Raw genomic sequence first — 13,256 nt, forward strand, 5'->3', positions numbered from 1 at the left:
CGGTGTCCGGGGGAAGGCTCTGTCGTGAATGGCTTCGCTCTCGGGCTCGTGCTCGTCGCCGCCGTGGCACACGCGATCTGGAATATCTCCGCGAAACGGATCGGCCGCGGCGGGGCGCGGCTCGTCTTCCTGTATTCGGCCGTTTCGGCCGCTGTGTTCGCCCCGGCGGCGGTGGTTCTGCTGGCAGTCGAACCGCAGCGTCCGGAGTGGACATGGCTGCTCGCGGCGGTGGTGACCGCGGCCCTGCACGTGGTGTACGGGATCGTGCTGCAGCGCGGGTACGCGGTCGGTGACCTCTCGGTGGTGTATCCGCTGGCCAGAGGCACCGGGCCGCTGCTGTCGGTGTTGGTGGCGGTGCTGGTGCTGGGTGAACACCCCGGCTGGCCGGGCCTGGTCGGCGCGTTTCTGGTGATCGTGGGTGTCCTGGTGATCAGCACCGGCCGGCCGACGGGGGAGGGCGTGTCGCCGGAGCGGCGCCGGGCAGGTGTCGGCTACGGCGTGCTGACCGGGGTGGCGATCGCGGCCTACACGCTCTGGGACGCGTACTCGGTGACTGCGCTGGCGGTGCCGCCGCTGGTTTACTTCGGTATCCGCGCGCTTGTCCAGTGCCTGCTTCTCGCGCCGTACGCGTTGCGCGGGAAGGCCGAGATCGCTGGGTTGTGGCGGGACCATCGCCGCCAGGTCCTGACCATCGGCCTGCTGTCGCCGGTGGGCTACCTGCTCGTGCTCTTCGCGCTTCGGATCGCGCCGGTCAGTTTGGTCGCCCCGGCCCGGGAGTTGAGCATCGTGCTCGGCGGACTGGCCGCGTGGCGGGTCCTGGGTGAGGCACACGCCGTTCGCCGCCTGGCCGGTTCGCTGGTGGTGCTGGCCGGAATCGCGGCGATCGCGGTGGCCTGACTGCCCGCCTATTGTTTGGTGATCACCGAAATTGGTCGGCGGAATATCGAACTGTCCACAATATGTGCTGTTCGAGCGGCATCGACAGCACCCGATCGGGTGGCGTCTTGTCACGCGGATGGGGCAACAAGGAACCATTAACGGTTCAAGTAAGCTTTGACACCTTCCCGGAGGAGAAGAAGGTGTTTCGCGGGTGACTGGTTGAGGTCGACAGTGCCGGAACCCAGCCACGAACCGAGACCGGTCGCCGCCCGTGACCGGCTGATCCTGGCGCGCAAGTGGGCGTACGTGCTGCACGGCGCGGCCTTTCTGCCGTTGTCCCAGGAAGAGCTGGAAACCGAGCTCGCCGAACTGCTCGACGCGGTGTGCTCGACGGTGTCCGAATCCTCCGACCGGGCCGGTGCGGCCGGCGCCAAGCTGATCGAGCTCGGCTGCTCCGGGGACGGGGCGCTGCCGTGCACAATGGACACTCTGGGCAAGGGCCTGCTCGGGCTGCCGGAGTTCCAACCGGTCGAACGGTTCGCCGAGCGGATCGTGCTCGGGCTGGGCCAGTTCGCGTCCGGCTACGCCGAAGCCAACCGGCGCAACACGTTCGACCAGCAGGAGAGTATGAAGCTCTCGCTGCTCAAGGCGGTGCGGGACGCGCAGTGGAACCTGCGCGCCAGCGAGGCCCGGTTCGACGAGGTCGTGATGTCCACGGCCAACGGCATCCTGATCACCGACCTGGACGGCAACCTGCTCCGGGTGAACGGCGCGATCGCCGACATCCTCGACTACGAACCGCACGAACTGACCGCACTGACCCTGTTCGAACTGGTCCATCCCGACTACGCGCCGATCCTGCGCGAGGACTACCAAGCCCTGCTCGACGGTCGGAAGGAACGCGTCAAACAGCCGCAACGCCTGCTCCGCAAGGACGGTGACATCGCCAGGATCACGCTGACCGCGTCGGTCCTGCGCGGCGACGACGACCAGCCAACGCATTTCGTGACGGTCGTCGAGGACGGCACGGAACTGATGCTCCTGCAGAGCGAACTCAACCGGCAGGCGCTGCACGACGTGCTCACCGGACTGCCCAACCGGCAGTACTTCTCCACGTACATCGAAGGCGCGCTGCGGCGGGCCGGTTCCCGGTACGGCGTGACACTGTTCCACCTCGACCTGGACAGTTTCGCGATGATCTGCAACGGACTCGGCCGGCGCGCCGGGGACCACCTGCTGGTGACCGTGGCCCAGCGGCTGAAGGCGGTGGTCAGCGGCGAGACCGCGATGGTGGCCCGGTTCGACGGCGACGAGTTCGGGATCCTGGTCGAGAACACCGCGGACACCCCCGGCGTGGCGAAGATCGTCGCGGACATCAACCGCGAACTCGCCGAACCGACCTATGTGGACAATCGAGGGGTGGCGGTGTCCGCGAGCATCGGCGTGGTCCACCGGCCCGCGCCCGAGCTGGATCCCACGGAACTGTTGCGGGCGGCGGACTTCACCCTGCGTCGGGCCAAGGCCGCCGGCCGCGGCCAGTGGGAGCTGTTCCACGCCGACCAGGACCTCCAGGACCGCCGGACGTACACGCTGGCCGCGGAGATGCCGGGAGCGTGGGAGAACGGCCAGGTCACCGTCTGCTATCGGCCGGTCGTCGGACTGGCCGACCGACAGGTCGCCGGGGTCGAGGCGATGCTGCGCTGGGATCATCCGCGCCTGGGGGTGCTGGGCCATGACGTGTGCGTCGAGCTCGCCGAACTGACCGGGCTGATCCTGCCGTTGGGCGAATGGGCGCTGCACGTGGCGAGCGGGCAGGTGGCCTGGTGGCGGCAACGGCTCGACCTGCCGCTGGTGGTCGGCCTGACCGTGCACCAGACGTCGGACGCGGATCTCGTCGCGCGCGTGGTGCGGGCCGTCGAGGATCCCGCCGTGCTGACTTTAGGCGTCCCGGTCGGCGCGCTGCGCACACCGGAGACGATGGACAACGTCCGGGTGCTGACGGACATGGGAATCCGTACCGTGCTTGACGATTACGGCACGGCACCGGGCGAGCTGACGCTGATCGAGGACCTGCCGGTGCGGTCGGTGCGGCTGTCGCGCCGTCTGGTGGAGCGCCAGGCCACCGCCGCCACGGACGCGCCGCTGGCCAGCGCGCTGATGACCGTGGTTCCGTTGGTGCAACTGGCCGGCGCGACGGTGATCGTGGACGGCGTCAAGTCCCGCGGCCAGGCGGACTGGTGGCGGTCCACAGGCGCGGACCTGGCCATGGGTGACCTCTACGGCGCCGCGGTCCCGCCGGGCGACTTCACGGCCAAGTTCATCTCGTAGTCCGGTACCGGACGAGCGCGGGCACGAACAGTCCAATGAGGACAGCTCCGCCGATGACGCTGACACCGCCGATGACCGCGCCCGCCGCCGGGGTGGTCAGCGAGGCGACCGCCCCGGCCCGGAAGTTCCCCAGCTGCGGGACACCCGCGCCGACCACGATCTCGGCCGCGGCGACCCGGCCGCGGAACTCGTCCGGCGTCAGCACCTGGACCATCGCGCTCCAGCACACCACACTGATCGCGTCGGCGGCTCCGGCGAGGGCGAGTGACGCGATGGCCACGCCGAGCGTGGGGGCCAACCCGAAGCCCAGCACCCCGAGCCCCCACACCCCACCGGCGACCAGCATCGCGAGCCCCTGCCGGCGCACGTGCCGCATCGGGCCGGACAGCACGGATCCGATCACGCCGCCGATCGCGGGGGCCGCGTTCAGCAGGCCCAGTGTTTTCGGGTCGCCGCCGAAGTGCTCCGCGTTCACGGCCGGGAACAGGGCGAACGGCATGCCAAGCGCGGTCGCGTTCACGTCCGCCAGAAAGGCGCCTGTGATCACGCGGCTGCCTTTGATGAACCGCAGTCCCGCCAGCACCGAACGCAGACCGGGACGCGTTGGCGTGCCCCGTGGACGCATCGGCGGCAGCCGGGCGATGCCGTACAAAGCCCCGGCGAAGCTGACCAGGTCGACCAGGTAACAGCCGCGCAGCCCCCACCCGGCGGCGATCAGGCCGGCGATCGGCGGGCCGATGATCATGCTGCCGTGGAACGCGAACACGTTGAGCGCGGCGCCCGCGGGCAGCAGTTCCGGCGGCAACAGCCGGGGCGCGAACGTGCGCAGGGCCGCGCTGTTGACGGACGCGATCGTGGACTGGACCACGATGAGCAGGTACAGCGGCCACACCTGCCCGTTCCCGGCGAGCGCCTGCCACGCGAAGGCCGCCGACACCGCCGCGAGCAGGCTGCTGGTGAGCAGCATCAGCTTGCGCCGGTCGACCGCGTCGACGACGGATCCGCCTATCAGGCCGAACACGATCGCCGGGATGCCCGCGGCGAGGCCGACCCCACCGACCGCGATGGCCGAGCGGGTGATCGTGTACACCTGCAGCGCGACCGCGAAGGTCGTCATCTGGCTGCCGATCACGGACAGCAAGCCGCCCAGCCACAACCGGCGGAACGCGGACGACTCCCCCAACGGCCGGAGGTCCATGAACAGCCGGATCCGAGCCACTCACCCGAGCATACGGATTGTGGGCGTCTTCCGGCCGCACACGTACAACACCAGGTCCTGCAGGGTGCCTGTCACCTCTTTGCCCGAGCCGTAGGTCCAGTCGGCGTCGGTGGCGCTGAGCCGGACGCCGGTCAGGTCCACGCCGAAGTACTTCGCGCGCTTCGGCGAGAGTCCATGCAGGACGATCAGCAGCCGGTCGGCCGGGATCCGCCACGGCAGGCCCAGCGGGACGACGAAGTCCAGGCTGTGGATCACGTCGTGGCTCAGCGCGGCTTCCAGACCGCCGCCCGGCGGGCGCCACGGGTGCGCCAGGTTCTCCCGGATCGTGCCGGCCAGATCTTGCGCCGACAACCGGGCGGCGTCGGCTTTGGCGCGGCGGTCGGACATCCGGGTGAAGCTCCCGCCGGACTTGAGCATCTCCAGCATGATCCGGCCCGGTTTGTAGCGGAACGGCATGGTCATGTGCGCGGCGACCTCACGCACCCGCCAGCCCTCGCACAGCGTCGGCGCGTCCCACTGGGCGGGGCTCAGCCCGTCGAGCGTGTCGGCGAGTTCCGTGCGTTGTTCGGTGATCGTCGTCATCAGGTCCATGCCCCACCGACGAACGGGTCAGCCCGAGATGGACACCTCGGCGAGCCGGCGTCGCAGATAGTCCCGGTCTGTGTCGGACGGCGCCAGGTCGAGCGCCTGCCGGTACGCGGTCGCGGCCTCGCCGAACCGGTCGAGCCGGCGGAGCAGGTCGGCCCGGGCCGCCGGCAGCAGGTAGTACCCGTCGAGCCCGGTGAGCCGGTCGACCATGCGCAGCCCAGCCGCCGGACCGTACGCCATGCCCACGGCCACCGCCTGGTTGAGCCGGACGACCGGGGACGGCACGAACCTCGTCAACTGGCTGTACAGGGCGACGACCTGCGGCCAGTCGGTGTCCGCCGCCCGCCGTGCGGTCGCGTGGCACGCGGCGATCGCGGCCTGGACCTGGTACGGCCCGGCCTGGCCGCGCCGCAGCACCGCGTCGAGCAACGCCGTGCCCTCGTCGATCATCGCGCGGTCCCACCGGTCGCGGTCCTGGTCCTCCAGGGTGACCATCGCCCCGGCGTCGTCGAGCCGGGTGGCCTGCCGGGCGTGGTGCAGCAGCATCAACGCGAGCAACCCGACCGCCTCGGGCTCGTCCGGCATCAGCCGGGTGAGCATCCGGGCCAGATGCACGGCCTCCTCGCTGAGGTTCTGCCGGACGACGGCCGTGTACCCCTCGTTGAACAGCAGATACAGCACGGCCAGGACACCCGGCGTGCGTTCCGGCAGCAGATGCGCCGGCGGAACGCGGTACGGAATCCCGGCGTTGCGGATCTTCCCCTTGGCGCGGGTCAGCCGTTTCGCCATGGTGGCCTCACCGACCAGGAACGCCCGCGCGATCTCGTCCGTGGTCAGGCCGGCCAACGTCCGCAGGGTCAACGCGACCTGGGCGTCCAGCGCCAGCGCCGGATGGCAGCAGGTGAACATCAGCTTGAGCCGGTCGTCCGGGAACTCGTCCGGCGGCTCCACATACGCCATCTGAGCGGCCTCCCTCAACTTCGCGGCGCCGACGGCGTCCCGGCGCAACCTGTCCGTCGCACGGTTGCGCGCGGTCGTGGTCAACCAGGCGCCCGGACGCCGCGGGACGCCGTCCCGTGGCCAACGCTGCAGGGCCGCGGCGAACGCCTCCTGCGTGCACTCCTCGGCCAGGTCCCAGTCGCCGGTGATCCGGATCAACGTGGCCACGACCTGGCCCCACTCGTCCCGGAACGCCCGCGCGACGGCTGCTTCGACGCTCACAGCATCGGGCGGATCTCGATGGTCCCGTAGGTGGCCGCCGGGTGTTTCGCGGCGATCTCGATGGCCTCGTCCAGGTCGGCGCAGTCGATCAGGCAGAACCCGCCCATCTGCTCCTTCGTCTCCGCGAACGGGCCGTCGGTCAGCAGTACCGCGTCGTCGCGCACGCGCACGGTCGTCGCGTCCGTCGGCGGGTGTAGCCCACCACCGCCGACGATCACGCCGCGTTCGATCATCTCCGCCGACCAGCCGCCGCAGCCGTCCTGGGCGTGCTCGGCGGATGTCTCGTCGCCGCAGATCAACAGCATGTACTTCAACTCGTCCTCCTCACAGGTGTCCCCTTCCTACGACGAACGGGCCCACCGTGAAAAGGACAGGTTCAGTCGACCGGTTCCCGGGCCGGGGGCAGTTCATTCTGCAACGCCGGCATCAGCTGGTCCGCCTCGTACGCGCGGGTCAGCTGCAGCATCGCCGCGCGATGCTCCTCCAGGGCTTGCGCGTGCGCCGCGATCAGGTCGTGGCCGTGCCGCATCTCGTAGTACATCGCCAGGAAGACGGACGCCTGGACCTGCGCGGTCAGCTCCGAGGTCGGCTGTGGGGCCCCGCACGGCTCGGGGGCCTCCTGGAACAGCATCTCGGCGTACTCGATCCGGGCGAGGCCCAGCGCGCGGTTGCTCCCGTGCGTGGGGAAGTCGGGCTGCTCGGTCATGAGCGCAACGGTAGCCGGACATTCCGGGCTGGTTCGAGAAAGCTCGCCGACAATCACCTGGCCCGGTGTCGGACATATCCCCCACCAGGGGACTGCCCCTACCTTGGGTGAAGCCTATGGTCCGCCCGGCATATGTTGACCCGGTGAGCGGAGAGATCGATCCGGACGTCGACCTACGGGTCGAGGGGCAGCGGCGGGAGTTGGTCGGGCACCACGTCCAGGTGCTCGGCGCGATCGCGCTCGGCGGCGGGCTCGGCGCGGTGGCCCGGTACGGCCTGGCGCAGGCGATGCCCGTGCGTCCCGGCCAGTTCCCGTGGGCGACGTTCGTGACCAACGTGTCCGGCTGCCTGCTCATCGGCGTGCTCATGGTGCTCGTGGCGCGGGCACATCGGCTGGTCCGGCCGTTCTTCGGGGTCGGCGTGCTCGGCGGCTTCACCACGTTCTCCACATACGCGGTGGAGTTCCAGAACCTGTTGCGGGCCGGGCAGGTCGGGCTGGCGTTCGCCTACCTGGCGGGAACGTTGGTGAGCGCGGTGATCGCGGTCCTGATCGGAGTCAAGACCACTCGTTCCGTGGTGCGCGCATGACCGTTCTGCTTGTGTTCGTCGGCGCGATGGTCGGGGCGCCGCTGCGGTATCTGACCGACCGGGCCGTCCAGAAGCGACACGAGACCACGTTCCCGTGGGGGACGTTCACCGTGAACGTGACGGGATGCCTCATCCTGGGCGCGCTCAGTGGCGCGGGCTCCGCGTCGGCGACGTTCTCGCTCCTGGGAACGGGGTTCTGCGGGGCACTCACCACGTACAGCACGTTCAGCTACGAAACTTTCCGGCTGGCCGAACAGAAGGAGTACTTCTACGCGGCCATGAACGTCGTCGTGAGCATCGTCGCCGGCGTCGGCGCGGCGGTGATCGCGTACATGGCCGTCATGTGAGCACAGGGACCTTCCTGCGTGTGTAGTTCTGCGCGACGACCGACGCCAGCACGATCGCCCCGCCCAGCGCCTGCAGCGCGGTCAGCTCCTGGTTCAGCACGAGCCAGCCGAGAGTGGTCGCGACCACCGGGCTGAGCAGGCTCAGGAACGTCACGTTGGTGGCGGACAGGTGGCGGATGCCGCGGAACCACAGGGCGTACGCGAACGCCGCGCCGATGATGGCGAGGTACGCGTAGCCGGCGACGTTCGTGCCGGTCAGCGCGGGCGGCGGGCCTTCGACGAAGAACGCCAGCGGCAGCAGCACCAGGCCACCCGCGGTGAGCTGCCACCCGGTGGTGGCGAGCAGGGGAGCGGGTGACGTCCAGCGCTTGCTCAGCACGACACCCGTGGCCATGACGACCGCCCCGCCCACGGCCGCGAGGATGCCCAACGCGTCGAGCCGTGCGTCCGCGCGCAGCACAAGGAGGCTGACTCCGGCGACGCCCGCGATGGCGGTCAGCGTGGTTCGTAGCGTCAAGCGATCGCCCAGCAGACCGACGGACAGGCTGGCGACGATCAACGGCTGGATGGCGCCGACGGTCGCGGCCACGCCGCCAGGCAGCCGGTACGCGGCGACGAAGAGCAGCGCGAAGAACGCGCCGATGTTGAGCACGCCCAGCACGAGCGCGCGCCACCACCAGATGCCTTGCGGGAGCCGTCGGGTGATCGCGATCAGCAGCAGACCCGCGGGCAGCGCCCGGATCACGGCCGCGAGCAGGGGCCGGCCGGGCGGCAGCAACTCGGTGGTGACCAGGTACGTGGTTCCCCAGATGGCCGGCGTGAGCGCGGTGGTGAGGACGATCCCGGTCCGGTTGCTTAGCATTAAGACAATTTACCTTAGGGCTAAGCAATTGATACCGTTGGGTGTGGCAGATCACGTCGACCATGTCCTGGCGCAGTGGGCCGAAACCCGTCCCGACCTGGACGTCTCCCCGATGGGGGTGTTCGGCCGGCTCAGTCGGCTCAACCGGCTGGTGGACGGCGAACTGGGCCGTACGTTCGCCAAACACGACCTGGACCGGGCGTCCTTCGACGTGCTCGCCACGCTGCGTCGGGGCGGCGGCCGGCTCACCCCGGCGGAGCTGATGCGGTCGTCGATGATCACGTCCGGCGCGGTCACCCAGCGGCTGGACCGGCTGGAGACCCGCGGCCTGGTCACCCGGACCCCCAGCGACGCCGACGGCCGCGGCGTGTACGTCGACCTGACCGAAGAAGGGCGGGGCGTGATCGACCGGGCCCTGCCGGACCACGTCGACACCGAACACCGGCTGCTGGCCGGCCTCACCGGCCGCCAACGCCACGACCTCGCCCGGGTCCTGCGCGACCTGCTGGAATCACTGGGCGACGGTGTTGTCTAGCCGGGCGTCGTACAGCCGGGTGTACCGGTCGATCCGCCACAGCTGGCCGAAGACGATCAACGTGGCGCCGAAGATCGTCGGCCACGGCTGCAGCGCGACCAGACCCCAGACCAGCAGCGCGAACCCGGCCCCGCCGGTCACCGCCAGCAGCCGCAGGACCTGCTTGAGCTCGTGCGGCAGCGACTTGCGGTCCTTGAGCCACATGCGTTCGCCGTAGATTCCCCGCGACGACCAGCTCGTTGGCCGGTCCACCGGCGGGAACGCGCCCGGGTTGACGACCAGCCACCCGATCACCAGCGCCAGCGGGACAAGGCACCACCAGCCGAACCACGCCCGGCTCCACACCGACAGGATGAACACCGGAACCGCCGCGAACCGGGTCCACACGCTCCACGGGTTCGCGTGCCTGCGCCAGGTCTCGTCCTTCATTCGAACACTCCTTGGGTCACCATCTCGTTCACCAGCTGCCCGATCCGCTCGAACCCGTCCTGGCTGACCGCGTCCATGCCCAGGTATCGGCTCAGGTGCGCGCGCAGCGCGAAGCCGCCGAGCTCCAGGCTGACCAGGACGGCCGCGCGCAGCTTCGGGTCTTCGACCGGCCGGGCGTTGTTCGAAGCAAGCATTTGCTCGGTGGCGACGACCATCTCGTCGAACATCGACGCGGTGTCCTGGGCTCGTTCGACCATGGCGCGGGCCAGGTAACTGAGCACCGCGTTGCCGCCATCGGTCGCTTTGCCGTGAGCGTGCGCGTTGCGCGCGAACGCCATGGCGTACAGGTCGCAGGCTTCGACGAGTCCCTGCTTCGAGCCGAAGTGGTGCACCACCAGGGCGGCGGAGACTTTCGCGTCCGCGGCGATCCGACGGACCGGGGTCGCTGCGAACCCGTCGGCACCGAAGCGCCGTAGGGCCGCGTCGCGGATCCGGGCCCGCGCGGTCAGGTCACTGACATCCACACACTCAGGCTGAGCCGATGACCGGCCGGTCGTCAAACCGTTCAGGAAGCTGAACACTTGTTCAGCCTCGACAGCGGTCGCGGCGACGCCGACTGATCGGAGGGCATCCCCGGCGGCCGACAAGCCGCCAGTGAAGCCGGTCCTTCAGTGCAGCCGGCGCCGGCCACCCGCCACCACGACCAGACCTCAGGCGGGTCCGGCGGGGCGGGCATGACCGGCGAAGCCATGCGAGACTTCCGTCGAGACCGGGCCTGTGGCCGTGTCGCAGCGACACAGTGCTGTCCACATCGGACCAATGCCGGTCCGATGGCACCGTGTGCTCACGGCGAGGAGCGCCGTGTTGGTACATAGTTGAGCCATGAACACGGTTGCCTCCGCTTCTCACCGTCGGTCTCAACTCGATTGGCGTGCAGACTCTATCGCGAATCCCCAGTCGCGGACATGCCTGGCGAGACGCGTTCGAATAACGTTGGCCGATCTATCGGTCAGCGGCTGAAACCCAACGTCGCCCAGCCCGGCCGGTCGGGAATGTCCCGCTCGCTCCACCCGGTCGGCCACTTCCGGCGCACTTTGCCGTTGACCTTGGTGAGGGCGCCGGAAAGACCCGTGTCGGTGTGCACACCGAAGTCGACCTCGCCTTCGAAGGCGGTACCGCGGAACGCGGCCCCGTCGCCCTTGAACGTGACCCGGCGGAAGTCGACCAGGCCGACGAACACCGCGGTACGGAAATCCGCGTTCGCGCGGAAAGTCGTCCCCCGCAGAGTGGTCGGGCCGACGAACCGGGTATGTACGAACGCCGCTGATCGCACGACCGCGTGCGTCAGTGCGAATTTGACCAAGGTCGCATTCGACAGGTTCAGCTCGATGTCCGTCCAGAAGACATCCGCCGGACCGCTCGCGCCGTCGCCCGGACGCAGATGGCCGGCGAGCAGGGTCTGCGCGGCCTGACGGACCTCCAGCTCCTGTACCCGACCTTCGTGAGCCGGGTGCCTGGCCCGATCGACGCGCGGGGATCGCAGCCGTGGGGAGTGGCCGTTCCCGGCCCGTCCCGGATCGGCCACGGGCGGATCAAAAGGCATCCGCAGATAGGCGCAGATCAGATTCACGATGGTCTGCCGATGGGCCGGATTGCCCTGGGCCAGACGTTCCAGGGCATAAAGCCCGGCCAACCGGATCGGCGCTTTGTCGCTGCCCAGCTGATCCGCTGCCTTGCCGTACAGTTCGGTCACCCGGCGTTCGGTGGCGTCGTGGTCTTTCTTCCACAGATCGAGTTCAGCGGACCGTTGTCGGCGCGCGGCCAACAGCAGCGCCGCGGCGCCACCGGTGCCGATCACAATGTTGGACGCGGTGCGAATGGTGTCGAGTCTGATGGCGTCGCGCGGGTCGTTGGAGCCCAGCAACGCCAACAGCAATCCCACCGAGAGCCCAGCCACCAGCACCAAGCCGATCGTCCAGAGAACGATGGTCCGAGTGGAGAGCACCCGATGGTCGCTGTCCTTCTCACCAACCACGATAACCAATGGTGCCCGACGGGACGGGCGCCGACAACGTCCACCCGAGTTGTCCCTAGCAGCGGTCGAATGTGATCACGACCGCGCTGCCGGCCGCGATGTCCAGGCTGACTGTGCCGTTGCGCACCCGGACATGGTCCGGGTGGCCCGGCCGTAGGTGACCATTGCGGTCCACCGTGGACCCCTGAATCGAGGTTTGCTCGTCGGCCAGCGCGGTGCCGGTCATGCGCAGGACCTCGGCTCCGCTGCTGTGTCCGCCGACGTTGATATCCAGATGCACGGGCCCCGCGTTGGTGTCGTCCTTCTGCAGCACGGCAATACGCGTACGGCCGTCGTCGCCGCGCACGGCGTATGCGGTGATGTTGCGGTCGGTCGACACGGTCACCGGCAGGAACGTGCCCGGACCCATCTGGCGGGCCATCCACAGGCCGTAGAAGATCGGCATGGCCTTGTAGACCTGTGCGGTCTCGTCGTCTTTGGTCGCCGCGCAGAACGGTGTGTAGCGCTGGAACTTGCCGTTCCAGATCGGCTCGTTGCAGACGCCCAAGCCGCCGTGGATGTTCACGCCGGACATCCCCGCCTGTGCCAACGACAGGCTGTAGTCCATGCCCCACAACGCGGACGCGTACTTGTTGCTGACGCCGTCGACGCCGCCGCCGAACGCGGAATTGGCTTCGTCCACCCGCATCGGCAGGTTCGCCGCCCGCGCCGCCGCGAGGTTCTTCGCCACGGAGTTCAGCTGTGCGGTGACCGTCGCCGGGGCCATCAGCTTCGCGATCGTGGTGTCCGGGCCGCCGACGTACTGGTGCACGGTCAGCATCGAGAACTTGTCGTGGTCGTCCGTTGCCAGGCCGGCCGCCCACGACGACGACGTGCTCGCTGTGTCCGGGCCAGCGATGCGGGTGGTGCCGACCGCGGCCGCGCACGTCTCCCAGTCCTTCTTGTAGTCCGCGTACGCGTAACCCGCGGGCCGGAAACCCTTGCCCGCCCACTGGTCCGGCTCGTTGCCGCACTCCGCGGCCACGAGTTTCCCGCCCAGGGTCCGGGCCATCGTCCTGGCCTGGTCGGCGCCGAGCGCCGGGTCCCAGCGGCCCAGGTTGATCCCCACCTCGGCCCGCCAGCCCGTCTGGGCCAGCAACGTGTTGAGCCGTTGGATGTCGGTCGGGGTGACCACGTCGTTCACCCAGGGCGGCAACGGGTTCGGCGGCTGCTGGCCGCGCGGGACCCACAGCGTGTCGCGGTCGAGCGTGTTCCCGGAGATCCGGACGTTGCTCCGGCCCAGCGTCCGGAACAACGCGGCCACATTGCCCTTGGTCGGGTCGAGGTTGCCGATCCCGAGTTCGCGCATCTCGAACGACAGGCCGACGAAGTCCGCCGGCAGCCGGCCGGCCGGATGGGCGCTGTCGACCGTGATCGTCCCAGTGATCGGTACAGTAATAGGTACAGCTTGGGCGGTCTGTCCCGCGACCATCACGAGCGCGGCGAGAGCGGCGGCCCAGCCGGTTCTGATTTCGCGCATG

General features: G+C 69.4%; 15 protein-coding genes. 5 read left to right on the plus strand and 10 right to left on the minus strand.

The window, feature by feature from the left end; translation table 11 throughout:
- The first annotated feature begins 24 nt into the window (after window positions 1-24).
- Window positions 25-897 carry a DMT family transporter gene (locus EV192_RS08410; protein WP_132112663.1) on the plus strand — a complete coding sequence of 291 codons (873 nt, stop codon included), beginning with the start codon at window positions 25-27 and terminating at the stop codon, window positions 895-897.
- A 213-nt stretch (window positions 898-1,110) separates the two neighbouring features.
- A complete protein-coding gene (locus EV192_RS08415) occupies window positions 1,111-3,207 on the plus strand; it encodes a putative bifunctional diguanylate cyclase/phosphodiesterase (protein WP_243726686.1) in 2,097 nt (698 codons plus the stop codon).
- Here the strand turns inward: EV192_RS08415 and EV192_RS08420 are convergent.
- The 5 genes from EV192_RS08420 to EV192_RS08440 all read right to left on the minus strand — a co-directional run bounded on the left by EV192_RS08420 (window position 3,197) and on the right by EV192_RS08440 (window position 6,941).
- The gene (locus EV192_RS08420; RefSeq protein WP_132112665.1) at window positions 3,197-4,426 is read right to left on the minus strand and encodes an MFS transporter; all 1,230 of its coding nucleotides are present in this window, start codon (window positions 4,424-4,426) and stop codon (window positions 3,197-3,199) included. The two genes, EV192_RS08415 and EV192_RS08420, sit on opposite strands and share 11 nt — an antisense overlap.
- A complete protein-coding gene (locus EV192_RS08425; RefSeq protein WP_207925911.1) occupies window positions 4,427-5,008 on the minus strand; it encodes a maleylpyruvate isomerase family mycothiol-dependent enzyme in 582 nt (193 codons plus the stop codon).
- 27 nt (window positions 5,009-5,035) lie between these two features.
- Window positions 5,036-6,235: an RNA polymerase sigma factor gene (locus EV192_RS08430; protein ID WP_132112669.1), complete on the minus strand. Its 1,200-nt coding sequence runs from the start codon at window positions 6,233-6,235 to the stop codon at window positions 5,036-5,038.
- Entirely contained in the window at window positions 6,232-6,549 is a 318-nt protein-coding gene (locus tag EV192_RS08435) for a YciI family protein (protein ID WP_132112671.1), read from the minus strand. Before EV192_RS08435 ends, EV192_RS08430 begins: the two co-directional genes overlap by 4 nt.
- Before the next feature lie 62 nt (window positions 6,550-6,611).
- Entirely contained in the window at window positions 6,612-6,941 is a 330-nt protein-coding gene (locus EV192_RS08440) for a hypothetical protein (protein ID WP_132112673.1), read from the minus strand.
- A gap of 143 nt (window positions 6,942-7,084) precedes the next feature.
- Between EV192_RS08440 and crcB (EV192_RS08445) the strand changes: the two genes are divergently transcribed.
- Both crcB (EV192_RS08445) and crcB (EV192_RS08450) read left to right on the plus strand, forming a co-directional pair.
- Entirely contained in the window at window positions 7,085-7,528 is a 444-nt protein-coding gene (crcB, locus tag EV192_RS08445; RefSeq protein ID WP_243726687.1) for a fluoride efflux transporter CrcB, read from the plus strand.
- The gene (crcB, locus tag EV192_RS08450; protein WP_132112677.1) at window positions 7,525-7,875 is read left to right on the plus strand and encodes a fluoride efflux transporter CrcB; all 351 of its coding nucleotides are present in this window, start codon (window positions 7,525-7,527) and stop codon (window positions 7,873-7,875) included. Before crcB (EV192_RS08445) ends, crcB (EV192_RS08450) begins: the two co-directional genes overlap by 4 nt.
- Here the strand turns inward: crcB (EV192_RS08450) and EV192_RS08455 are convergent.
- On the minus strand, window positions 7,868-8,737 hold the full coding sequence (locus EV192_RS08455; protein WP_132112679.1) for an EamA family transporter: 870 nt from the start codon (window positions 8,735-8,737) through the stop codon (window positions 7,868-7,870). The genes crcB (EV192_RS08450) and EV192_RS08455 overlap by 8 nt on opposite strands.
- A 43-nt stretch (window positions 8,738-8,780) precedes the next feature.
- Between EV192_RS08455 and EV192_RS08460 the strand changes: the two genes are divergently transcribed.
- Window positions 8,781-9,272, plus strand: a complete 492-nt coding sequence (locus EV192_RS08460; RefSeq protein ID WP_132112681.1) for a MarR family winged helix-turn-helix transcriptional regulator — start codon at window positions 8,781-8,783, stop codon at window positions 9,270-9,272.
- Here EV192_RS08460 and EV192_RS08465 read toward each other — a convergent pair.
- The 4 genes from EV192_RS08465 to EV192_RS08480 form a co-directional block, all read right to left on the minus strand.
- The gene (locus tag EV192_RS08465) at window positions 9,249-9,701 is read right to left on the minus strand and encodes a DUF6653 family protein (RefSeq protein ID WP_132112683.1); all 453 of its coding nucleotides are present in this window, start codon (window positions 9,699-9,701) and stop codon (window positions 9,249-9,251) included. The two genes, EV192_RS08460 and EV192_RS08465, sit on opposite strands and share 24 nt — an antisense overlap.
- Window positions 9,698-10,225, minus strand: a complete 528-nt coding sequence (locus tag EV192_RS56745) for a TetR/AcrR family transcriptional regulator (protein WP_165960249.1) — start codon at window positions 10,223-10,225, stop codon at window positions 9,698-9,700. Before EV192_RS56745 ends, EV192_RS08465 begins: the two co-directional genes overlap by 4 nt.
- 485 nt (window positions 10,226-10,710) lie before the next feature.
- Window positions 10,711-11,736, minus strand: a complete 1,026-nt coding sequence (locus EV192_RS08475) for a pentapeptide repeat-containing protein (RefSeq protein WP_243726688.1) — start codon at window positions 11,734-11,736, stop codon at window positions 10,711-10,713.
- A 55-nt stretch (window positions 11,737-11,791) separates the two neighbouring features.
- Complete coding sequence (locus EV192_RS08480; RefSeq protein ID WP_132112685.1) at window positions 11,792-13,255, minus strand: glycosyl hydrolase family 79 C-terminal domain-containing protein; 1,464 nt, start codon at window positions 13,253-13,255, stop codon at window positions 11,792-11,794.
- Window position 13,256 lies beyond the last annotated feature (1 nt).

This window comes from Actinocrispum wychmicini (assembly GCF_004345645.1).
In the GTDB taxonomy this organism is placed as follows: Bacteria; Actinomycetota; Actinomycetes; order Mycobacteriales; family Pseudonocardiaceae; genus Kibdelosporangium; species Kibdelosporangium wychmicini.